We start from the raw sequence: 22,384 nt of genomic DNA on the forward strand, positions 1-22,384 counted from the left end.
GACTCGAATGCCACAGGGTCAACCGATGACCATCCCAGACGACGGCCTTACGACGCGCGCCAGGCGCAATGCGCCGCTGCTCGCTGTGCACACCGGCGCGGGCAAGGGCAAGTCGACCGCGGCGTTCGGGATGGCGCTACGGGCGTGGAACCAGGGCTTCGATGTCGCAGTGTTTCAGTTTGTCAAGAGTGCCAAGTGGAAAGTGGGCGAGGAAGCCGCATTTCGGGAACTCGGCCGACTGCACGACGAGCAGGGGGTCGGCGGACCGGTGGAGTGGCACAAGATGGGCTCGGGTTGGTCATGGTCGCGCAAGCACGGCAGTGAGGTCGACCACGCGGCGGCTGCGGCCGATGGCTGGGCGGAGATCGCCCGCCGGCTCGCCGAAGAGCGGCACGACTTCTACGTGCTCGACGAGTTCACCTATCCGCTGAAGTGGGGATGGGTCGACGTCGATGACGTGATCGCGACCTTGGCGTCGCGCCCGGGCACCCAGCACGTGGTGATCACCGGCCGCGAGGCGCCGCAAAAGCTGCTCGACGCCGCGGATCTGGTGACGGAGATGACGAAGGTCAAACATCCGATGGATGTCGGCCGCAAGGGCCAAAAAGGCATCGAGTGGTGAGTCTCGACGCCGCGAGCGACCGCGAAATGCCAGTATTTGCGGCGTGTCGGTGTGCAAACACGGTCGCTCGCCGTAGGAAGGCGACGTGAGTACGCCCGCCGTCGTCATTGCGGCGCCCGCGTCGGGCAGCGGAAAGACCACCGTCGCAACGGGTTTGATGGGTGCGCTGCGGCGGGCGGGGAAACGAGTGGCCCCGTTCAAGGTCGGCCCCGACTTCATCGACCCCGGCTACCACGCCCTCGCGGCAGCGCGGCCCGGCCGCAACCTGGACCCCGTGCTGGTGGGGGAGCGACTGATCGGTCCGCTGTACCGACACGGCAGCGATGGTGCGGACATCGCAGTCGTCGAGGGGGTGATGGGACTCTTCGACGGGCGCATCACAGACGACACCGCCGGCACCGCGCAGGGCTCCACGGCTCACGTGGCCGCGCTGCTTGGCGCCCCGGTCATCCTCGTCGTCGACGCCCGCGGCCAGAGTCACAGCATTGCGGCTCTGCTGCACGGTTTTTCGACGTTCGACCAGTCGATGCGTCTCGCCGGGGTGATCCTCAACCGGGTCGGCTCGCCCCGGCACGAGGAGGTACTGCGGCAGGCGTGTGAGCACGCCGGTGTGCCGGTGTTCGGCGCGATACCGCGCGCCGACGAGCTGTCGGTCCCGTCGCGGCACCTCGGCCTTGTCACGGCCGTCGAACACGGCGAGCTGGCGCGGGCTGCCGTCGACGCGATGACCGAGCTTGTCGGCCGCCATGTGGACCTGGCAGGTGCCGCGGCAGCGGCGGCCAGTCGGGTGGCAGACGGGCCATGGAGCCCTGCCGTCGCCGAGCCCGCGGCCGAGAACATCAGGGTCGCGCTGGCAGCCGGCAAGGCGTTTACCTTCGGCTACACCGAACACGGCGAACTACTGCGCGCCGCGGGCGCTGACGTCGTCGAGTTCGACCCGCTAACCGATCCGCTGCCGCCGCAGACCGCCGCGCTGGTGCTGCCCGGCGGCTTTCCCGAACAGTTCGGCACCGAGCTGTCGACCAACGATGTTGTGCGTCAACAGATCCACGAGCTGGCCGCGACCGGCGCCCCGATCCACGCCGAGTGCGCGGGCCTGACGTACCTGGTCGACGACCTCGACGGGTATCCGATGTGCGGGGTGCTGTCCGGCTCGGCGCGGTTTACCGACCGGCTCACGCTCGGTTACCGGGAGGCCGTCGCGGTGACCGGTTCGCCGTTGCACGCCGTCGGCGATCGCGCCATGGGGCACGAATTCCACCGCACCACAGTCACATTCGCCGATACCTACCAACCCGCCTGGATCTTCGCGGGTCGGGTCCGCGACGGCGTCGTAGACCGCGGCGTGCACGCGTCCTATCTGCACACCCATCCCGCCGCACATCCGCAGGCGATATCCCGCTTCGTTTCCGTGGCGGAGGCACACTTCAGCTCCAGCGGCCGCAACCTCTAAGCTCGCCGGGTGACTTCGGACAACGCCTACCTCGTCGGCCTGCGCCTGACCGGCAAGAAGGTTGTCGTCGTCGGCGGCGGTACCGTCGCGCAGCGCCGCTTGCCGCTTCTGATCGCCAACGGTGCCGACGTCCACGTCATCACTCGCAGTGCCACCCCGGCCGTCGAAGGCATGCCGGGAATCACCTTGACGCTCAGGGACTTCCGCGACGGCGACCTCGATGACGCGTGGTATGTGATCGCGGCCACCGACAACCCTGATGTCAACGCCGCCGTCGTCGCCGAGGCGGAGCGCCGTCATATCTTCTGTGTGCGTGCCGACGTCGCCCGCGAAGGCACGGCCGTCACCCCCGCCTCATTCGAATACGAGGGGTTGTCCGTTGGGGTACTCGCGGGAGGCGAGCACCGCCGGTCGGCTGCCATCCGCTCGGCCATCCACGAGGCCTTGCAACAGGGCCTGATCACGGCCGACACGCCGGGTGTCGTCCATGGTGGTGTCGCGTTGGTCGGTGGGGGACCGGGGGATCCGGAGCTGATCACCGTGCGTGGCAGGCGACTCCTGGCGCATGCTGACGTCGTCGTCGCTGACCGGCTCGCACCGCAGGAGCTGCTGGCCGAACTGGCGCCGCACGTCGAGGTGATCGACGCGGCGAAGATTCCGTACGGGCGCGCGATGGCCCAGGACGCGATCAACGACGTGCTCATCGACCGCGCCAAAGCGGGCAAGTTCGTCGTCCGGCTGAAGGGCGGCGACCCATTCGTATTCGCGCGCGGCTACGAAGAGGTGATCGCGTGTGCCGATGCTGGGATTCCTGTCACAGTTGTGCCGGGTGTGACTAGTGCCATAGCAGTCCCTGCGCTGGCGGGCGTTCCGGTCACGCATCGCCACGTAACGCACGAGTTTGTGGTGGTGAGCGGCCATGTTGCGCCTGACCATCCGGAATCGTTAGTGAATTGGAATGCCCTGGCCGCGATGTCGGGAACGATCGTGTTGCTGATGGCTGTCGAGCGCATCGAGTTGTTCGCCAAGGCCCTGCTCGAAGGCGGCCGACCTGCGGATACGCCGGTGATCGTCGTGCAGCACGGCTCAACGACCGCTCAGCGAACTTTGCGTGCGACGCTTTCCGACGCGCCCGAACGCATCCGCGAGGAGGGCATCAGGCCGCCCGCGATCATCGTGATCGGCCCTGTGGCGGCTTTCGGCGGTTAAAGGATTCTTAAGATTACTGTAAGGTAACCGGCTATGACCGCTCTCAATGACGCAGAGCGCGCGGCCATTCAACGCGACGCCGAAAGTAGGGCTAACGGGTCTTTTCCCATGCACATGGAACACACACCACTGGAGCAAACGGGCAGGTATCCGGCTTGGCTGCCGTCGCGGCGGTTCGTCGCGGCAGTCATCGCGATCGGCGGCATGCAGCTGCTCGCCACGATGGACAGCACCGTCGCCATCGTCGCGCTTCCTAAGATCCAGGACGAGCTGAGCCTGTCCGACGCCGGCCGTAGCTGGGTCATCACGGCCTACGTGCTGACCTTCGGCGGGCTGATGCTGCTCGGCGGTCGTCTCGGCGACACGATCGGCCGCAAGCGCACGTTCATCGTCGGCGTCGCCCTGTTCACCATCGCGTCGATCCTGTGCGGTCTGGCGTGGAACGAGGCGACGCTGGTCACCGCGAGACTGCTGCAGGGCGTCGGCTCGGCTATCGCCTCACCAACCGCTCTGGCGTTGATCGCGACCACGTTCCCGAAGGGCCCTGCGCGCAACGCCGCCACCGCGATCTTCGCCGCGATGACCGGCGTCGGCTCCGTGATGGGCCTGATCGTTGGCGGCGCGCTGACCGAGGTGTCCTGGCGGTGGGCGTTCCTGATCAACATCCCGATCGGGATCCTGATGATCCAGCTGGCCCGCACGACGCTGCGGGAGACGCACCGCGAGCGGCTGAAGCTGGACGCGACTGGCGCCATCTTGGCGACGCTGGCTTGTACCTTCGCGGTGTTCGGCTTCTCGATGGGACCCGAGCATGGCTGGATCAAGCCGCTGACGATCGGCTCCGGCGTGGCCGCCCTGGGCTTCTTCATCGCATTCCTCATCGTCGAGCGCACCGCCGAGAACCCCGTCGTGCCGTTCCAGCTGTTCAAAGACCGCAACCGGGTCGCGACGTTCGCGGCCGTATTCCTGGCCGGCGGCGTGATGTTCACGCTGACCGTGCTGATCGGCCTGTACGTGCAGGACATCATGGGCTACAGCGCACTACGCGCTGGCGTCGGCTTCATTCCGTTCGTCATCGCGCTCGGTATCGGCCTTGGCCTGTCGTCGCATCTGGTGTCGCAGTTCCCGCCGCGGGTGCTGGTGATCGCCGGTGGTGTGCTGGTACTCGCCGCGATGCTTTACGGATCCACGCTCAACGGTGGCATCCCGTACTTCCCGAATCTGGTGTTGCCGATCACCGTCGGCGGCTTCGGGATCGGAATGATCGTCGTTCCGCTGACCGTGTCCGCCATCGCCGGTGTCGGCTTCGACCAGATCGGCCCGGTCTCCGCGATCGCTCTGATGCTGCAGAACCTCGGCGGGCCCGTCGTGCTGGCCATCATCCAGGCCGTCATCACGTCGCGCACGCTGTATCTGGGCGGCACCACCGGCCCGGTGAAAAACATGGACACCGCGCAGCTGCATGCCCTCGACCAGGGCTACACGTACGGCCTGCTGTGGGTGGCCGCGGTCGCGGTCATCGTCGGCGCCGTGGCCCTGTTCATTGGCTACACCTCCGAGCAGGTCGCGCATGCGCAGGAAGTCAAGGACGCGATCGACAGCGGAGAGCTTTAGCTCGACATCGAGCCGCGGAGAGCTCTAGCTCGACATCGAGCCTGGGGGAGCTCTAGCTCGACATCGAGCCGCGGAGAGCTCTAGCTCGACATCGAGCCTGGGAGAGCTTCATCGACTTTCTGATCGGTAGGCTGGCAACCCATGTCTGCCGGGGAGTCAACTGAGCGCTCCACCGCACCGCTGTCGTCGTCGGTGCTGGGCATCGCGATCATCGCGATCACCGGTATGCAGCTCATGTCGACGCTCGACGGCACCATCGTCATCGTCGCGCTGCCGCGGATGCAGGCCGACCTGGACCTCTCCGACGTCACCAAGAGCTGGATCATCACCGCCTATGTGCTGACGTTCGGTGGTCTGCTGCTGCTTGGCGGTCGCGTCGGCGACGCGATCGGGCACAAGCGGGCGTTCCTGTCCGGTGTCGGCGTCTTCACGATCGCGTCGTTGGTGTGCGGCCTGGCCAACGATGGCATCACGCTGATCGCAGCCAGGGCGGTACAGGGCACCGGCGCTGCCGTGGCCGCGCCGACGGGTCTGGCGCTGATCGCCACGACGTATGCCGTCGGACAAGCACGCAACCGGGCGATGGCCGTCTCAGCCGCCATGCAGGGCATCGGGTCGGTGCTGGGCCTCGTGCTCGGCGGGTTGCTGACCGTGATCTCGTGGCGGCTGGCGTTTCTGATCAATGTGCCGATCGGCATCGTCATCATCGTCATCGCCGTGTACCGGATCAGCGAAACCCACCACGAGCGCCTCAAACTCGATGTCACCGGCGCGCTGCTGGCCACGCTCGGCTGTGCGTCGGCGGTTCTTGTGTTCACGCAGGGCCCGCCACGCGCGTGGGTCGACCCGTGGGTGATCGGCGCAGCAATCGCCGCTGCCGTCTTCTTCGCCGCGTTCCTCGTTGTCGAACGGTCCGCCGAGCATCCGATCGTGCCGTTCTCGGTGTTCGACAACCGCAATCGCGTAATGACGTTCATCTCGTTGTTCATGGCAGGCGGGGTGATGCTGACGGCGACGGTGATCATCGGGCTTTATGTGCAGGACGTGATGGGCTATTCGGCTCTGCGCGCTGGCATTTGCTTCATCCCGTTTGCGCTGGCGATGGGAACGGGCAATGTGATTGCCGCCCGCATCGCGCTGTACGTCGCACCGCGCTGGCTCATCATCGGCTTCGGCGCGCTCGTGTTCGGTGCAATGCTGTACGGCTCGACGCTGAACCGACACATCCCGTACTTCCCCGACCTTGTCGTACCACTTGTGGTGGGGGGCTTGGGTATTGGTGTTCTTTCCGTCGTCCTGCCGCTGTGCGCGATCGCCGAAGCGGGCCCAAAGGAGATCGGCCCTGTTTCGGCGATCACGTTGATGGTGCAAAACCTGGGCGGCCCGGTGGTGTTGGTGGTGATCCAGGCCGTCCTGACGTCGCGCACGCTGTTCTTGGGTGGCACCACGGGACCGGTCAAGGACATGACGTCCAGCCAGCTCGACGCGCTGGACCATGGCTACACCTACTCGCTGCTGTGGGTCGCAGGCATCGCGGTTCTGGTTGGCATTGCCGCATTCTGGATCGGCTACTCTGCGCGCCAGATCGCCACGGCGCAGCACACCCGCGAAGCCGTCGAGGCGGGCGAGCTCTAGATACGCTGTCGCGGTGGATGACGACGCGAGACCGACTAGACAGCAGATTTCCGACGCGGTCGATGCCTCAGGCTGGTGTCTGATCCTCGGCGCCATCTATGCGGAAGTGCGCGTGCCGACGTTGACCGACGCGGCCGAAGCGGCGTCGGTTGCTGTCGCGTCGGTGGGCGCCGAGGGGCAAGCGCATTTGACCGTCGACATCCGTGCGGACCGGGCTGTGCTGAGGCTGCAGTCCGCTGCCGCCGGCGCGGTCACCGGGCGCGATATTCGATTGGCACATGAGGTGTCGGTGGCGCTGGCCGCGCGGGGATGGCAGCCAAGACCGGGTACCGTTCAGGCGCTGGAGATCGCGATCGACGCGCTCGACATTCCGCTGGTGCGACCGTTCTGGAAAGCGGTCACCGGCTACGCCGACGAGCCCGGTTCCGAGCTCAACGCCGCGCTGATCGACCCCGCCGGCCGTGCGCCTGCAATTTGGTTCCAGCAGATGGATTCGACTCGGCCACAACGCAATCGGATTCACCTCGACGTCGACGTGCCACACGGCGTGGCCAAGGAGCGGATCGACGCGGCGATCGCCGGGGGTGGGCGCCTACTGTCCGACGCTGAGGCGCCGGCGTTTTGGGTGCTGGCCGACCCCGAGGGCAACGAAGCATGCATCTGCACATGGCAGGGGCGGGATTGACGCGACCACACCGAAACATGAAGCGCCACTCGCCGTCGCCGCACCAAATTCCCGTGATCGTGGTGGCACAGGACGGCCTGGCCGGGCAGGTCGTCGAGCAACTCAACGCGATACCGGGCCAACCGCTGGAGGCCAGCGCGTCCGACGACACGAGGGTCGCGCTGCACGCGTTGCGCAAAGGCGAGACCTCCGGGGTGTACGCGCAGCACAATCGGACGGTCTCGATCAATGACGCGGTGCCGCTCGACCCAGGCGATGCCCGCGGGCTGTCAGCCTTCTACCTCGTCGTCGGATGGGCGGTCGGCGGCTATCTGCTCGCGGCTATGCTCGGCGTGGCGAAGGGCTCGCGGCCGGCCACCCTCTCCCATCGGTGCAGGACGCCCGCAACGCCCATGCCGCGCACCCAAATGTGCGCAACCGGGCGCATCAGTAAGGTGGTCCGCTGTGATCACCCGCATGTCCGAGCTGTTCCTGCGCACCCTGCGTGACGACCCCGCCGACGCCGAGGTGCCCAGCCACAAGCTGCTGATCCGGGCCGGCTATGTCCGCCCGGTCGGTCCTGGGCTGTACAGCTGGCTGCCGCTCGGCCTGCGGGTATTGCGCAAGATCGAGAAGGTCGTCCGCGACGAGATGAATGCTATTGGCGGACAAGAGATTCTGTTTCCGGCACTGCTGCCCAAGGCGCCGTACGAGGTGACCAACCGCTGGACCGAATACGGCGACGGGGTCTTTCGGCTGCAGGACCGCCGCAAGAACGACTACCTGCTGGGCCCGACGCACGAAGAGCTGTTCACGCTGACGGTCAAGGGGGAGTACAGCAGCTACAAGGATTTCCCGGTACTGCTGTACCAAATCCAGACGAAATATCGCGACGAGGCCAGGCCGCGCGCAGGAATTCTGCGGGGCCGCGAGTTCCTGATGAAGGACTCGTATTCGTTCGACGTCGACGACAAGGGGCTCGAGGCCGTCTACCTGCGGCACCGGGATGCATACCAGCGGATCTTCGCCGAGCTCGGCGTCCAATACGTCATCGTGTCGGCGGTGTCCGGGGCGATGGGCGGCAGTGCGTCGGAGGAGTTCCTCGCCGAAAGTGAGATCGGCGAGGACACCTTCGTGCGGTGCCTCGAGTCGGGCTACGCCGCCAATGTTGAAGCGGTGGTGACCGCGGTGCCGGAGTCGCTGCCCATCGAGGGCCGGCCCGAGGCCAAGGTGTACGACACACCGGACACCCCGACGATCGCAACGCTGGTCGACTGGGCCAACTCCGCGTTGGACCGCCAGGTGACCGCCGCGGACACGCTGAAGAACGTGGTGCTCAAGACGCGCCAACCCGGCGGCGACTGGGAACTGCTCGCGGTCGGCGTACCGGGGGATCGTGAGGTCGACGAGAAGCGACTGGGCGCGGCGCTTGATCCTGCCGAGTACGCGCTTCTCGAGGATGCCGATTGGCCCAAGTACCCGTTCCTGGCGAAGGGGTACATCGGGCCAAAAGGATTGCTGGCCAACGGTGTTCGTTATCTCGTCGACCCGCGGGTGGTGGACGGCACGTCGTGGATCACGGGTGCCGACGAGCCCGGCAAGCATGTGGTGGGCCTGGTCGCGGGTCGTGACTTCGTCGCCGACGGCACGATCGAGGCCGCCGAGGTGCGCGACGGTGACCCGTCGCCCGATGGCGCAGGCACGCTGGTCTCGGCGCGTGGTATCGAGATCGGCCACATCTTCCAGCTCGGCCGCAAGTACACCGATGCGTTCTCCGTCGACGTGCTCGGCGAGGACGGCAAGCCCGTCCGGCTGACCATGGGCTCCTACGGCATCGGTGTTTCCCGGTTGGTCGCCGTGATCGCCGAACAGCACCACGACGAGTTGGGGCTGCGGTGGCCGTCGTCGGTATCGCCGTTCGACGCGCACGTGGTGATCGCCAACAAGGACGAGGCCGCGCGCGTGGGCGCCCTAGACCTGGCCGATGCGTTGGACCGCTTGGGCATCGAGGTGCTGCTCGATGACCGGAAGGCCTCTCCGGGCGTGAAGTTCAAGGACGCCGAGCTGCTTGGCGTGCCGTGGATCGTCGTGGTGGGCCGTGGCTGGGCCGACGGTGTGGTCGAGCTGCGCAACCGGTTTACCGGCGAAACCCGCGAGGTTGCCGTCGACAACGCGGCCACCGAAATCGCCGCGACGCTGGCCGGATAGCGATATTTACGTAACGCGGCGGCGTTTCAACGACTGATTTTCCGCCACCACGTTACGCAAAGCGCCCGCGGCGATGAGGTCGTAGCGGCTATTCCTCAGAGCCGCCGGGGAAAGCGACCGTGATCGGTGAAATGCCCAGCGCCCGGCTCCATTTGGCCGCCGTCACCGCGCACTGCGTTAATGCGGTCACCGCGAAGGTCCTGTCCTTATCGTCGGTCGCCTGCTCGAGAACTGCCCGCCAGGCCACGGCGGCGTCCTTTTCCATCCGCACCGCCAGGTTGGCCGCGTCAGTCGGGTTGTCGACCTCGATCGGCAGCTGGTAGCCGGCGGCAGGCAAGGGCGCATCGACGGACCGCGCCTGTAGCAGCGCGATGGCGCCCTCACGCCGCTCCCGATGCTCGGCCATCGCTGTCGACACCAGCTCGTTGACGTCGGGCGTCGAGTGCGCTGACACCAGCCCATAGCCGTAGATCGTTGCGTGCTCGGCGGCAATCGCGTCGAACAGGGCGCCGTTGGCCGCATCTGACGGCCGCCCCGGCGTGGTGGGTTCGGCAGCCCGCGACGACGTGGTGGTGGTTGTGGTCGCCGTCGTCGTCGAATTGGTGGTCGTCGGTGACGTGGTCGTTGTGGGTGGTGTCGGTTGCGGAGAGGTCATTGCGCCGCCTTCGGCGGCACCAACGCGACGCTGTAGGCCGCCGTGCAGGAGGCCGCGATGGAGCCCAGCAGACCCGCGCGATAGCCGGACTGCGTGGCCGCCAATTGCGCAGCGGCATCGCCTGACTGACGCAGCGCGGCGATCACGTCCTCGGTGGTTGGTGCCTTCGCCGGTGCAACCGTCGTGGTGGTCGGGGTGGCCGTCGTCGCCTTCTTGCCGACCATCCGGACGAGCTCATCCGACAATGCCTGCGCATGCGCCGAACGCTCCGATGCCACCGCGGTGAGTGCCTGCGCCGTCGGCGGGGGAGGCGTTACGGCCGCGGCGTCGGAGGCCAGCTGGCTGTCGGCGCGGGCACGGTCGAGCTGTGCGGCCAATTCGTCTACATCCGGCGGTGGCGGCGGCTCACCGCACGCGGCAGCGGCGCCGCCAAGCAGTGCCAAAGCTGCCGCGGAAAACAACATTTGTCGTCTGCTGATGGTCGGCGGCGAGCTCGGCACGTGCAACATCCTGCCATTGCCTACCCACTGTGTATTCGCTGGACGCCGCAGCGCGTTTGCGGCTCGTCATGGCTGCCCTGGCGTATCGTTGATAGTCGGTTCCAAGTTGCGCCGCGTGGAATCGTGTCAGGACAACTCAAGATGAGGAGCTCGCCGTGACGGAGCGGTCTGCGGGATTACCGTCGCAGAAACAGGTGATCGAGCTACTCGACGGCGAGTTCGCGCGCGCAGGCTATGAAATCGAAGACGTGGTCATCGATACCGCCGCGCGCCCGCCCCGTATCACCGTGATCGCCGCCGGCGACCGACCACTGGATCTCGACTCGATCGCGGCTCTGTCGCGGTCGGCGTCCGAAGTACTGGATCGCATCGACGCCCCGCCGTACGTGCTCGAGGTAACCTCGCCCGGCGTCGATCGCCCGCTGACCACCGAGAAACACTATCGGCGCGCCCGCGGCCGCAAGGTCGAACTCACACTGTCCGACGGTTCACAGCTGACCGGTCGTCTGGGTGAAACCCGTGGCGGCACTGTGCGACTGGTGGTGCGCGAGGGCGCGAAGGCCAACTTCTCGATCCGCGAACTACCTGTCGACGGCATCACCAAAGCCGTTGTGCAGGTTGAGTTTTCGCCGCCGAACCAGCGTGAGCTGGAGCTGGCCGGCCAGTCTGGGGAGGAGGCTTCAGCGTGAACATCGACATGGCGGCACTACACGCCATCGAGGCAGACAAAGGTATCTCGGTCGATGTGGTCGTCGAGACCATCAAGTCGGCACTGCTGACCGCCTATCGCCATACCGAAGGCCACGAGGCCGACGCCCGCATCGACATCGACCGCAAGACCGGCGTCGTGAAGGTGCTTGCGCGTGAGACCGACGCTGATGGCAACCTCATTCATGAATGGGACGACACGCCAGAGGGATTCGGCCGCATCGCGGCGACCACCGCGCGCCAGGTGATCCTGCAGCGGCTGCGCGATGCGGAGAACGAGAAGAACTACGGCGAGTTCTCGGCGCGCGAGGGTGACATCGTCGGTGGCGTCATTCAGCGCGACGCGCGCGCGAACGCCCGTGGGCTGGTCGTCGTCCGAATGGGCAGCGAGACTAAGGGATCCGAGGGTGTGATCCCCGCCGCGGAGCAGGTTCCCGGTGAGCGCTACGAGCACGGCGACCGACTGCGGTGTTACGTCGTCGGCGTTACCCGCGGCGCCCGCGAGCCACTGATCACGTTGTCGCGCACCCACCCAAACCTGGTGCGCAAGCTGTTCTCACTGGAGGTGCCCGAGATCGCCGACGGCTCCGTCGAGATCGTGGCTGTGGCGCGCGAAGCCGGCCACCGCTCGAAGATCGCGGTGACCTCGCGGGTGCCCGGCCTCAACGCCAAAGGCGCCTGCATCGGGCCGATGGGTCAGCGGGTGCGCAACGTGATGAGCGAGTTGTCCGGCGAGAAGATCGACATCATCGACTACGACGAAGACCCCGCGCGGTTCGTGGCCAATGCGTTGTCGCCCGCCAAGGTGGTGTCGGTCAGCGTCATCGACGAGTCGGCGCGAGCGGCCCGCGTTGTGGTCCCCGATTTCCAGCTGTCGCTTGCGATTGGCAAGGAGGGCCAAAACGCCCGGCTGGCGGCCCGGTTGACCGGCTGGCGGATCGATATCCGAAGCGACGCCGCGCCGCAGCCTGACCCCGGCGCGGCACACGGGGCGGCGCACGAGCGCCAATAGCCGGTCAGACCAGCACTGCCGTTTCAGATCGCAAGCAGGCAGACGGTAGACTCAGCTGTGATCCAGCGCGAGACTTCGGCTAAGGCGCATACACGCCCGGGTGGACCGGTGCGGACGTGCGTTGGTTGCCGGAAGCGAGAGCTGGCCGTCGAACTGCTTCGGGTAGTCGCCGTCGACGGGAATGGCGAGTACGCCGTGACCGTTGACCCAGCGAGAAAGCTGCCGGGGCGGGGTGCCTGGCTGCATCCCGATCCAGCGTGCCTAGACGCAGCAATTCGGCGGCGAGCATTCGCACGAGCGCTACGGATCACCGGTTCACCGGACACCACCGCGGTGGTAGCGCACTTCGAGCAATCGGAGCACCCGACCGCAGCGGTTCAGAGAACAGGTAGCGAAGAACATGAGCACACCGTGAAGTCCCGATGACCATGCGTCATAGCTAACCCGAGGCGCGGCGCCTACCACCGCTGACGCCTCTAGAGATGGAGATGTAGTGGCAGGTAAGGCCCGTGTACACGAGTTGGCTAAGGAACTCGGTGTCACCAGTAAGGAAGTTCTCGCCCGCCTGAGCGAACAGGGCGAATTCGTCAAATCAGCGTCCTCCACAGTGGAGGCACCCGTCGCGCGTCGACTGCGCGAATCATTCGGCGGCGCGAAGCCGGCCGCCGAGAAGGTCAAGACGGACGGCAACGGTTCGCCGGCCAAGGCCGCAACGCCGAAGGCCCCCGCGAAGCCGGCCGCGCCCAAGCCCGCAGCGCCTGCGGCTCCCGCGGCTCCGGCAGAACCCCCGGCCGCTCCTCCGGCGGCGGCGGCCGCGGCCCCGCCCGACGCGCCAACGCCGGCCCCGCCCGCGCCTAGCCCGGGCGCAACCCCTGGCCCCCGGCCAGGCCCGGCGCCCAGTGCACCCAAGCCCGCCGCGCGCACGCCGCGCGTCGGCAACAACCCGTTCTCCTCGGCGCAGCCGGTTGACCGGCCGATTCCCCGGCCCCAGGCACCTCGTCCCGGTGCGCCGCGGCCCGGGATGTCGCCTGGAAACATGCCCCCGCGGCCCGGCGGACCCCGTCCGGCCGCAGGTGGCCGTCCGGGTGGCCCCCGTCCCGGACCTGGCGCACGGCCCGGTCCCGGTGGTCGTCCTGCTCCCGGTGGCGCCGGACGTCCCGGCGGCGGTGGCGGCGGCGGTAACTACCGCGGCGGTGGCGCTGGTGGTGGCGGCGGCGCTCCAGCCGGTGCCGGTGGCGGTTACCGCGGTCGCCCTGGCGGCGGTGGCGGCGGACGGCCAGGTCAGCGTGGTGGAGCGGCCGGTGCATTCGGTCGTCCCGGTGGCGCGCCGAAGCGTGGCCGCAAGTCGAAGCGGGCAAAACGCGCCGAATACGAGAACATGCAGGCGCCGGTCGTCGGTGGCGTACGGCTGCCGCACGGCAACGGCGAGACCATCCGGCTGGCCCGCGGCGCGTCGCTGTCGGACTTCGCCGAGAAGATCGACGCCAACCCGGCCTCGCTGGTGCAGGCGCTGTTCAACCTCGGCGAGATGGTGACCGCCACCCAGTCAGTGGGTGACGAGACCCTCGAGTTGCTGGGCAGCGAGATGAACTACGTCGTGCAGGTCGTGTCTCCGGAAGACGAGGACCGCGAGCTGCTCGAGTCCTTCGACCTCACCTACGGCGAGGACGAGGGCGGCGAGGAAGACCTCGAGACCCGTCCTCCGGTGGTGACCGTCATGGGTCACGTCGACCACGGCAAGACCCGACTGCTGGACACGATTCGCCAGGCCAACGTCCGCGAGGAAGAGGCCGGCGGCATCACCCAGCACATCGGCGCCTACCAGGTCGAGGTCGATCTCGACGGCACCCCGCGCCCGATCACTTTCATCGACACCCCGGGTCACGAGGCGTTCACCGCCATGCGTGCCCGCGGCGCGAAGGCCACCGACATTGCGATCCTGGTGGTCGCCGCCGATGACGGTGTGATGCCGCAGACGGTGGAGGCGGTCAATCACGCTCAGGCGGCCGACGTGCCGATCGTGGTGGCGGTCAACAAGATTGACAAGGAAGGTGCCGATCCGCAGAAGATCCGCGGGCAGCTCACCGAATACGGTTTGGTGCCAGAGGAATTCGGCGGTGACACGATGTTCGTCGACATCTCCGCCAAGCAGGGCACCAACATCGAGTCCCTGCTCGAGGCGGTCGTGCTGACCGCCGACGCGTCTTTGGACCTGCGGGCCAACCCCGACATGGAGGCCCAGGGTGTTGCGATCGAGGCGCACCTGGACCGGGGTCGTGGACCGGTGGCGACCGTGCTGATCCAGCGCGGCACGCTGCGGGTGGGCGATTCGGTGGTGGCAGGCGACGCCTATGGCCGCGTCCGTCGCATGGTCGACGAGCACGGCGAGGACGTCGAGGCGGCTCTGCCGTCGCGACCGGTGCAGGTCATCGGCTTCACGTCGGTGCCAGGTGCGGGTGACAACTTCCTCGTCGTCGACGAGGACCGCATCGCCCGTCAGATCGCCGACCGGCGCAGCGCGCGTAAGCGCAACGCACTGGCGGCGCGTACCCGCAAGCGGATCAGCCTGGAAGACCTGGATTCGGCGCTGAAGGAAACCAGCCAGCTGAACCTGATCCTCAAGGGCGACAACGCAGGCACGGTCGAGGCACTGGAGGAAGCGCTGCTGGGCATCCAGGTCGACGATGAAGTCGAGTTGCGCGTCATCGACCGCGGCGTCGGCGGCGTCACGGAGACCAATGTCAACCTGGCGTCGGCCTCGGACGCGATCATCATCGGGTTCAACGTCCGCGCCGAGGGCAAGGCCACCGAACTCGCCAACCGCGAGGGTGTGGAGATCCGCTACTACTCGGTGATCTACCAGGCCATCGACGAGATCGAGAGTGCGCTCAAGGGCATGCTCAAGCCGATCTACGAGGAGCGCGAACTCGGTCGCGCGGAGATCCGGGCGATCTTCAGGTCGTCGAAGGTCGGCAACATCGCCGGCTGTCTGGTCACCTCGGGCATCATGCGCCGCAACGCGAAGGCGCGTCTGCTCCGGGACAGTGTCGTCGTCGCCGAGAACCTCACGGTGTCGTCGTTGAAGCGCGAGAAGGATGACGCGACCGAGGTGCGCGAGGGCTACGAGTGTGGTTTGACGCTGACGTACTCCGATATCAAGGAGGGCGACGTGATCGAGACCTACGAGCTGGTCGAGAAGGCACGTGCCTGATCCGGCACGAGCACGCCGGCTGGCCAAGCGAATCTCCACCATCGTCGCCTCGGCGATCGAGTACGAGATCAAGGATCCGCGGCTGGCCGGCGTGACGATCACCGACGCCAAGATGACGGGCGATCTGCATGACGCCACGTTGTTCTACACAGTGTTCGGTAGCAACCTCGAAGATGAGCCGGACTATGCCGGTGCGGCGGCGGCACTGGAAAGTGCCAAGGGGGTGCTGCGCACGAAGGTGGGTGCTGCGCTCGGCGTGCGGTTCACGCCGACGTTGGCGTTTGAACGCGACACTGTGCCCGACACCGCGCATCGAATGGAAGATCTGCTCGCTCGCGCGCGAGCCGCAGATGAGGATTTGGCTAGAGTTCGGCAGGGTGCCAAGCACGCGGGCGAGGAAGACCCGTACCGTAAGACCGGGGCTGAGGGTTCGAGCGGGGACCTAGATGACGGGCTTGACGCTGAGGACACCGGTGACCGCAACCGACAAGATGACTGACGCTCCTCCCATCGAAGGCGTGCGCGTCGACGCGCGGCAGGCCGCTGAGCTGTTGGAGGCCGCTGCAACGGTCAGCGTGGTCTGCCATGTCTATCCGGATGCGGACACCATAGGCGCAGGTCTGGCGCTTGCGCTGGTGCTCGACCACGCGGGCAAGGCGGTCGAGGTGAGTTTCGCCGCTCCCGCTGCGCTGCCCGAGTCGCTGCAGTCACTGCCGGGCGGCCACCTGCTGGTTGGGCCGGAGCGGATGCGTCGCGACGCCGACCTCGTCGTCACCGTCGACATCCCCAGCGTCAACCGGCTCGGGGCGCTGTCTGAGCTCGCCGATGTCGGCCGCGAGGTGCTGGTGATCGACCATCACGCCTCGAACCTGATGTTCGGCACCGCCAATTACGTCGATCCGTCAGCGGACTCCACCACGATGCTGGTCGCCGAGCTGCTCGACGCGTGGGGCAAGCCGATCGACTTGGGCGTCGCGCATTGCCTGTACGCCGGGCTGACCACCGACACCGGCTCGTTCCGGTGGGCCACCGCCCGCGCGCATCGGCTCGCGGCACGGCTGGTGGACCTCGGTGTGGACAACGCGTCGATCAGCCGCGCGCTGCTTGACAGCCACCCGTTCGCGTGGCTGCCGATGTTGTCGCGCGTGTTGTCCTCCGCGCAGCTGCTGCCCGACGCCGCCGGTGGCCGTGGACTGGTGTATGCCGTTGTGGCACACCAGGAATGGGCGAACGCGCGGCCTGAGGAAGTCGAGAGCATCGTCGATATCGTGCGCACCACGCAGCAGGCTGAGATCGCCGCGGTGTTCAAGGAGATCGAGCCGGCGCACTGGTCGGTGTCGATGCGCGCCAAGTCGTACAACCTGGCCGATGTTGCGAGCGCGTTCGGCGGCGGCGGCCATCCACACGCGGCGGGATATTCGGCGAACGGATCCATCGACGACGTCGTTCAGGCGCTGTACACCGCTCTTGGCTGAGGGCGACCTCTCGGGCACGCCCGCCACTGGTCGGCGCATTGCCGCATTGGCGTTCCCCGCGCTCGGCGTGCTGGCAGCCGAACCGATCTACCTGTTGTTCGACATCGCCATCGTCGGCCGGTTGGGCGCGTTGGCGCTGGCCGGCTTGGCGATTGGCGGGCTGATTCTGAGCACGCTCAGCTCACAGATGACGTTTCTGTCCTACGGCACCACCGCGCGCTCGGCACGCTTCTTCGGAGCAGGCGACCGGGCCGCGGCCGTCGACGAGGGAGTGCAGGCCACCTGGCTGGCGCTCGGCTTGGGTGCGGCCATCGTCGTGGTGGTCGAGGCTGCTGCGGTGCCGTTGGTGTCGGCATTGGCGGCTGGCGGCGACATCACTGATGCCGCCTTGCCGTGGGTCCGCATCGCGATCGTGGGCGTGCCCGCGATCCTGGTATCCGCGGCGGGCAACGGTTGGATGCGCGGCGTGCAGGACACCACGCGGCCGCTGCGCTACGTCATCGGTGGGTTCGCGGTATCTGCAGTGCTGTGCCCGCTGCTGGTGTACGGCTGGTTTGGTATGCCCCGATTGGAATTGGCGGGTTCGGCCGTGGCCAACCTGGTGGGGCAGTGGGTGGCCGCTTTGCTATTCCTGCGCTCACTGCTTGCCGAACAGGTGCCGCTGCGTATTCAGCCTGCGGTGCTGCGAGCACAGGTCGTGATGGGGCGCGACCTGGTGTTGCGCACGGTGGCGTTCCAGGCGTGTTTCGTGTCGGCGGGCGCCGTCGCGGCCCGGTTCGGCGCGGCCGCCGTCGCCGCTCATCAGGTGGTGCTGCAGCTGTGGAATTTCCTTGCGCTGGTGCTTGATTCGCTGGCGATCGCCGCGCAGTCGTTGGTGGGTGCGGCACTGGGTGCAGGGCAGCTGGCCCACGCGAAGTCCGTCGCATGGCGGGTGACGATCTTCTCCACTCTGGCCTCCGCGGTGTTGGCCATTGTCTTCGCGGTCGGTGCGTCGGTGTTCCCGAGCGTGTTCACCGACGACCGGTCGGTGCTCGACGCCATCGGGGTGCCATGGTGGTTTATGGTGGCCCAATTACCAATTGCGGGAATCGTTTTCGCGCTCGACGGGGTGCTGCTCGGCGCTGGTGACGCGAAGTTCATGCGCAACGCCACGCTGATCAGCGCGCTGATCGGCTTCCTGCCATTGATCTGGCTGTCGCTGGCGTTCGGCTGGGGCTTGCTCGGAATCTGGTCGGGTTTAAGCACATTCATGGTGCTGCGGCTTGCGTTCGTGGGCTGGCGCGCGTTCTCCGGGCACTGGCTGGTGCCAGGGACGGGTGACGGCTGAACGTGTCGAACCGGCTCGCGGCCTACTTCCGCCTCATCCCACTTCAACTGCCGCAGGCCTCGTGCGCCTTGTTCATCGGACCTGCGCCCGTCCCCGCTGCAGCACCGCGTCGCGGTTGGCGGCGATATCGTCACCGGTCGCCGAGTTCATCCACTGCTTGGCAGAGGCCGCCTCGATCCACAGCCCCGCGTCGGTCTGTGAGGCGTCGATGCGGTGATACGACGCGAGCAGTGCGCGCACCGCGTTCTGGTTGTTGCCCACGATCGACGCCGCGACCTTTCGCGCCGTCGGCAACAACTCGTCGTGCGACACCACCTCGGTGACCAGCCCCGCGCGCAGCGCGTCGGTCGTCGACAAATAGTCGCCCGTCAGGCTCATCCGGCGGGCCAGCCCGACGCCGACCTTCTGCGGCAGCCGAACGCTGAGCCCCCAGGTGGGCAGCAATCCGACGCGGGCGTGGGTATCGGCGAAACGGGCCTGCTCGGATGCGATCAGGATGTCGCAGTACAGCGCGATCTCCAGGCCGCCGGTCACGGCCGCGCCGTTGATTGCGCCGATCACCGGCTTGGCCATCGGCGGCCATTGCGGAGAGATGTCCGGCAGCTGCGTCGTATCGCCCAGTTCCTTGAGGTCCAGCCCTGCGCAGAAGACCGGGTCGGCGCCGGTGACGATGACGACGTCGACGTCGCTGTCGGCCTCCGCGTCGCGCAGCGCGCCGAAGAAGCGCCTACGTAACTCGGCCGACAGCGCATTGCGGGACTGCGGCCGGTTCAGCGTCAGCGTCCGCACCCGGTCTTGGGTCTCGATGAGCAGCACGTGGGTGTTGTTGGGGTTGGTCACTCCTCGAATCTATCGTGGGGGTCATGTGCCGAAACATCACGGAACTGCGTGGACTGGAGCCGGCGGCGACGGCCGAGGAGATCGAGGCCGCGGCCCGCCAATACGTTCGCAAGGTCAGCGGCGTGACCCGCCCGACGGGCGCCAATGTCGAGGTCTTCGAGACCGCGGTCGCGGAAGTCACCGAGGTGACTACCCGACTGTTGGCCGGATTGGCGCCGCGACGTCAGCCGCCGAAGACCGTTCCGCCGCTACGCAGGCCGGAGGTACAGGCTCGGCTCGCAGCCACATGACAACAGCCCTCAAGGAGTGGAGCGCTGCGGTCCACGCCCTGCTCGACGGCCGACAGACGGTGCTGCTGCGCAAGGGCGGCATCCACGAAAAGCGGTTCGACGTAACAGCTTCCCGCTTCCTGCTGTTTCCGACCGTCGCTCACAGCCACACCGAGCGGGTGCGGCCCGAACACCGTGACCTGCTCGACCCTGCGGTCGCCGACAGCACCGATGACGCGCTGATGCTGCGGGCAGGCGCGAAAGTCGTTGCCGCGATCGAGGTCAACCGTCCGGAGGCGCTTGACGAGATCCAGTCGCTGCACATCTGGACGGCCGAATCCGTCAAAGAAGACCGCCTCGACTTTCGCCCCAAGCACCGGCTGACTGTGCTCGTCGTGCAGGCCAGTCCGTTGGTCGAGCCGGTTCGACTGGCCCGCGTCCCCGAGTACGCGGGCTGCAAAAGCTGGGTGCCGCTGCCGGTCGATCCGGCCTGGGCGGAGCCGGTGCACGACGCCGCCGCGCTGGCCGACATCGCCGATCGAGTGCGCCACTCAGTGGGGTGAAGGCGGACGCGGTCCTGCGGGCAGCACCAGCCGGGAACTGCCGCCCTGGCCGAGATGCACGGTGTGCGTCGCCGCTACCAATTCTCGCCCGCTGATCAACGGTTCGCCGGTGCCCAGATTGCGGGCGAACCGCGGATGCGATCCGCCCGCGATGAGCACCCGAATGCGCCACCCCGCGCGGAAGCGGTGGGCGATCGCGTCCAACTCGATCCGAATGTCGCGCGAATCCGGTGTCCCGCAGACATATCCGTCGCTGACGTTGCGCGACCGGCCCCGCGCATCCACCTCGCTGATCCGGACGAACAGATCGTTGTAACGGTTGTCGCACGAGTGCGACAGTTGCAGCAGCGGGGTTCCGACGGCGTAGAGGTCCGCAGGAAGCGGGGCGCTGGTGAACGTCAGCACGTCAGCGCGTTCGGCAAGTCGAATGTCGTTGCGGTAGCCGCCTTCTGGTGCCAGCAGTCGACCACCGATGGTAGGCGTCGGTTCGCCGGGGTGGTAGGTGAAGCTCGACGGGGGAGTGTCCTGATCGGGCGCGCTGGCGCCGAGGTGGCCCGCCGGTCGCAGATACCACACCTGTTCGGGCATCGCCGGCGGCCAGTCGTCGAGGTCCTGCCATCCGTGCCCGTTGATGTGGATTCGCACTGGTTTACGTGCCACCCTGCGGGTGCCCGCCAAGTGAGTATCCAACCAGGCCAACGATTCTCGGAGGACGGTCGGTGCGCCTTTGGTCATCATCTGGCTGTGCGTCCACGGTCCGATCGTGACGGCGACCGGCACGTCGCGCTCGCGAAGACGTTGGTACTGCGTGAGTGTCTGCTCGAGAAACAGGTCCTGCCATCCGCTGAGCAGCAGCACCGGAATCTGTGTGCGCTCCAGCGCCTGATGCAGCTGTAACGGCGCCCAGTGCGGGTCGTCGTGCTCGGGGTGTTCGAGCCAGGACTCGAACCACGGTGCGCCCGTGCCCAATAGCGTGCGGGCCGATTCGCCGACCGGCAGCGCGCCTGTCGCTAGGGCCAGCGCTCGTCGCGCCCGCACCTGGCGGACGAGGGCGCGGATATCGCGCGGCTCTTCCTGGTGAGCCACCATCTCAGACCAGCCGAGGAAATCGTTCAGGCCAAATGAACCGGTGCCCCAGCGGGGGCCGCTGAGGTCGTGCGGGCCGACGGTGATGACCGCGGCCGTCATCTCCGGTGGCGGATCGGTGAGCAGCGCCCATTGCGTGAAGCCGAGGTAGGAAATCCCGACGGTGGCGAACGAACCGGTGAACCACGGTTGATCGCGCAACCACGCGGCCGTGTCCGCGCCGTCGGCAGTCTCGTTGACCATCGGGTTGAACTCGCCACCGGAGCCGAATGTGCCTCTGACACTTTCGAAGACGACGTGATAGCCCCGCGAGGCGTACAGAGCTGCGAACAACGTCGAGGACGGCCATCCGCGGCCGTAGGGCCCGCGGACCAATAGCGTGCCTGCCGGGCTGGCAGTGCGAGGTTCGTAGTGATCGGCGATCAACTCGACGCCGTCGCGCATCGGCACGCGCAAGCCCCGGCGTACCCGGTACTGGGTGGTGTGTGGCGGCAGCTTCAGCAGGGTGCTGACGGCGCGGCCGGCGTATTTCTTGACTCTGGAACGGAACGGCGATGCAGTGGCGGCGGCGGATACTGCGGTCACCTAACTAACCTTACGGATCGGCTGCGTCGTCGGCATCGACGGCCGCGGCTGGGTTGACTCTGCGCCTACGACGTCGGCTACTCGGACTTTCACGCCATAGGCGCAGAGTCAACGAAGATGTCAGTACTTGTAGTAGTTGCTCAGCTCGCGGCCGCGCTGCAGATTGGTCTGCAGGCAATCGACATCGTCGGCGGCGTAGATCGGTGAGTAGAACAGCGTCTGCAGGATGACGCCATAGCTGGTCTTGTACGCGATCCCGCAGGTGATCCACCAGCGGTCGTTCCAGTCGGTCGGCTTCATGATCCAGAACTGGGCCGCGCGGTGGCCGTTGATGTCGAGCTCGACCGCGTCGGGCGGCAGCGTTTCCTCGTAGGTGCGCCAGACGAACGCTTCGACGGCCATCTGATAGTTGCCGGCATCGTAGTGGCAGCGCAGGCCTTCCTCGGGCGTCGGCGGAGTGAAGGCCAGCCCGATCCGCTGGATCACGTCGATCGGGATGTCCTGACACGGATCGAAGGGCCTGGGGTTGACCGTTTCGACGACGGGCCACTTGATGGACGTGGTGACGTTGGTCATCGGGATATCGGTGGCGTCGACGCGCACAGGGCCGGCCGGGTTCGACTGCCACACCACGATCACCGCCGCGACCAGCGCACACAGCGCGGACAGCAGGCGAAGTTTGGCGACCATCCAACCCCCTTACCTTGGTCCGACCCTGCGGGGAGTGTAGCGGTCCGCCGCACGTGTC

22 protein-coding genes are annotated in these 22,384 nt (G+C 67.1%); 17 read left to right on the forward strand and 5 right to left on the reverse strand.

Annotation, left to right across the window (positions count from 1 at the left end):
- The first annotated feature begins 7 nt into the window (after window positions 1–7).
- From cobO to MYCSM_RS11845, 8 genes are all read left to right on the forward strand, one after another.
- Window positions 8–622 (forward strand): cob(I)yrinic acid a,c-diamide adenosyltransferase, encoded by a 615-nt coding sequence (gene cobO, locus MYCSM_RS11810; protein ID WP_015306382.1) that lies wholly within the window; start codon window positions 8–10, stop codon window positions 620–622.
- An 85-nt stretch (window positions 623–707) separates the two neighbouring features.
- A complete protein-coding gene (locus MYCSM_RS11815; protein WP_015306383.1) occupies window positions 708–2,075 on the forward strand; it encodes a cobyrinate a,c-diamide synthase in 1,368 nt (455 codons plus the stop codon).
- Window positions 2,076–2,084: 9 nt separating this feature from the next.
- Complete coding sequence (gene cobA, locus MYCSM_RS11820; protein ID WP_015306384.1) at window positions 2,085–3,284, forward strand: uroporphyrinogen-III C-methyltransferase; 1,200 nt, start codon at window positions 2,085–2,087, stop codon at window positions 3,282–3,284.
- A gap of 108 nt (window positions 3,285–3,392) precedes the next feature.
- Window positions 3,393–4,898 carry an MFS transporter gene (locus tag MYCSM_RS11825; RefSeq protein WP_442928530.1) on the forward strand — a complete coding sequence of 502 codons (1,506 nt, stop codon included), beginning with the start codon at window positions 3,393–3,395 and terminating at the stop codon, window positions 4,896–4,898.
- 141 nt (window positions 4,899–5,039) lie between these two features.
- Window positions 5,040–6,533 (forward strand): MFS transporter, encoded by a 1,494-nt coding sequence (locus MYCSM_RS11830; RefSeq protein WP_015306386.1) that lies wholly within the window; start codon window positions 5,040–5,042, stop codon window positions 6,531–6,533.
- A 13-nt stretch (window positions 6,534–6,546) separates the two neighbouring features.
- Window positions 6,547–7,218: a VOC family protein gene (locus MYCSM_RS11835; protein WP_015306387.1), complete on the forward strand. Its 672-nt coding sequence runs from the start codon at window positions 6,547–6,549 to the stop codon at window positions 7,216–7,218.
- A 17-nt stretch (window positions 7,219–7,235) separates the two neighbouring features.
- Window positions 7,236–7,706: a hypothetical protein gene (locus MYCSM_RS37765; RefSeq protein ID WP_041311883.1), complete on the forward strand. Its 471-nt coding sequence runs from the start codon at window positions 7,236–7,238 to the stop codon at window positions 7,704–7,706.
- Window positions 7,663–9,405 carry a proline--tRNA ligase gene (locus tag MYCSM_RS11845; protein ID WP_015306389.1) on the forward strand — a complete coding sequence of 581 codons (1,743 nt, stop codon included), beginning with the start codon at window positions 7,663–7,665 and terminating at the stop codon, window positions 9,403–9,405. The genes MYCSM_RS37765 and MYCSM_RS11845 overlap by 44 nt, the downstream gene beginning before the upstream one ends.
- An 88-nt stretch (window positions 9,406–9,493) precedes the next feature.
- Here the strand turns inward: MYCSM_RS11845 and MYCSM_RS11850 are convergent, their stop codons facing one another.
- Window positions 9,494–10,060 carry a ferritin-like domain-containing protein gene (locus MYCSM_RS11850; protein ID WP_015306390.1) on the reverse strand — a complete coding sequence of 189 codons (567 nt, stop codon included), beginning with the start codon at window positions 10,058–10,060 and terminating at the stop codon, window positions 9,494–9,496.
- Entirely contained in the window at window positions 10,057–10,524 is a 468-nt protein-coding gene (locus tag MYCSM_RS11855; RefSeq protein ID WP_015306391.1) for a hypothetical protein, read from the reverse strand. The genes MYCSM_RS11850 and MYCSM_RS11855 overlap by 4 nt, the downstream gene beginning before the upstream one ends.
- Before the next feature lie 191 nt (window positions 10,525–10,715).
- On the opposite strand from MYCSM_RS11855, the gene rimP reads away from it, so the two are divergent.
- The 7 genes from rimP to MYCSM_RS11890 all read left to right on the forward strand — a co-directional run bounded on the left by rimP (window position 10,716) and on the right by MYCSM_RS11890 (window position 18,293).
- Window positions 10,716–11,249 (forward strand): ribosome maturation factor RimP, encoded by a 534-nt coding sequence (rimP, locus tag MYCSM_RS11860; RefSeq protein WP_015306392.1) that lies wholly within the window; start codon window positions 10,716–10,718, stop codon window positions 11,247–11,249.
- A complete protein-coding gene (gene nusA / locus MYCSM_RS11865; RefSeq protein ID WP_015306393.1) occupies window positions 11,246–12,280 on the forward strand; it encodes a transcription termination factor NusA in 1,035 nt (344 codons plus the stop codon). Before rimP ends, nusA begins: the two co-directional genes overlap by 4 nt.
- 108 nt (window positions 12,281–12,388) lie before the next feature.
- Window positions 12,389–12,706, forward strand: coding sequence for a YlxR family protein (locus MYCSM_RS35935; protein WP_015306394.1), 318 nt, complete (start codon window positions 12,389–12,391; stop codon window positions 12,704–12,706).
- Between the two features lie 67 nt (window positions 12,707–12,773).
- Window positions 12,774–15,491 carry a translation initiation factor IF-2 gene (gene infB / locus MYCSM_RS11875; RefSeq protein ID WP_015306395.1) on the forward strand — a complete coding sequence of 906 codons (2,718 nt, stop codon included), beginning with the start codon at window positions 12,774–12,776 and terminating at the stop codon, window positions 15,489–15,491.
- Window positions 15,484–15,990 carry a 30S ribosome-binding factor RbfA gene (gene rbfA, locus MYCSM_RS11880; RefSeq protein ID WP_015306396.1) on the forward strand — a complete coding sequence of 169 codons (507 nt, stop codon included), beginning with the start codon at window positions 15,484–15,486 and terminating at the stop codon, window positions 15,988–15,990. The genes infB and rbfA overlap by 8 nt, the downstream gene beginning before the upstream one ends.
- A complete protein-coding gene (locus MYCSM_RS11885; protein WP_198345075.1) occupies window positions 15,983–16,966 on the forward strand; it encodes a DHH family phosphoesterase in 984 nt (327 codons plus the stop codon). The genes rbfA and MYCSM_RS11885 overlap by 8 nt, the downstream gene beginning before the upstream one ends.
- A complete protein-coding gene (locus MYCSM_RS11890; RefSeq protein ID WP_015306398.1) occupies window positions 16,959–18,293 on the forward strand; it encodes an MATE family efflux transporter in 1,335 nt (444 codons plus the stop codon). The genes MYCSM_RS11885 and MYCSM_RS11890 overlap by 8 nt, the downstream gene beginning before the upstream one ends.
- Window positions 18,294–18,365: 72 nt before the next feature.
- On the opposite strand, the gene MYCSM_RS11895 is transcribed toward MYCSM_RS11890, so the two are convergent.
- Complete coding sequence (locus MYCSM_RS11895; RefSeq protein ID WP_232425795.1) at window positions 18,366–19,109, reverse strand: enoyl-CoA hydratase; 744 nt, start codon at window positions 19,107–19,109, stop codon at window positions 18,366–18,368.
- Window positions 19,110–19,156: 47 nt separating this feature from the next.
- On the opposite strand from MYCSM_RS11895, the gene MYCSM_RS11900 reads away from it, so the two are divergent.
- Both MYCSM_RS11900 and MYCSM_RS11905 read left to right on the forward strand, forming a co-directional pair.
- Window positions 19,157–19,423, forward strand: a complete 267-nt coding sequence (locus MYCSM_RS11900) for a DUF2277 domain-containing protein (protein ID WP_015306400.1) — start codon at window positions 19,157–19,159, stop codon at window positions 19,421–19,423.
- Window positions 19,420–19,965 carry a DUF1802 family protein gene (locus MYCSM_RS11905; protein ID WP_015306401.1) on the forward strand — a complete coding sequence of 182 codons (546 nt, stop codon included), beginning with the start codon at window positions 19,420–19,422 and terminating at the stop codon, window positions 19,963–19,965. Before MYCSM_RS11900 ends, MYCSM_RS11905 begins: the two co-directional genes overlap by 4 nt.
- On the opposite strand, the gene MYCSM_RS11910 is transcribed toward MYCSM_RS11905, so the two are convergent.
- Together MYCSM_RS11910 and MYCSM_RS11915 are read right to left on the reverse strand one after the other, a co-directional pair.
- The gene (locus MYCSM_RS11910) at window positions 19,954–21,636 is read right to left on the reverse strand and encodes a CocE/NonD family hydrolase (RefSeq protein ID WP_015306402.1); all 1,683 of its coding nucleotides are present in this window, start codon (window positions 21,634–21,636) and stop codon (window positions 19,954–19,956) included. The genes MYCSM_RS11905 and MYCSM_RS11910 overlap by 12 nt on opposite strands.
- Before the next feature lie 120 nt (window positions 21,637–21,756).
- Window positions 21,757–22,326, reverse strand: coding sequence for a DUF3558 domain-containing protein (locus MYCSM_RS11915; RefSeq protein WP_015306403.1), 570 nt, complete (start codon window positions 22,324–22,326; stop codon window positions 21,757–21,759).
- Between the last annotated feature and the right edge of the window lie 58 nt (window positions 22,327–22,384).

The sequence above is a fragment of the Mycobacterium sp. JS623 genome, assembly GCF_000328565.1.
Classification (GTDB): domain Bacteria; phylum Actinomycetota; class Actinomycetes; order Mycobacteriales; family Mycobacteriaceae; genus Mycobacterium.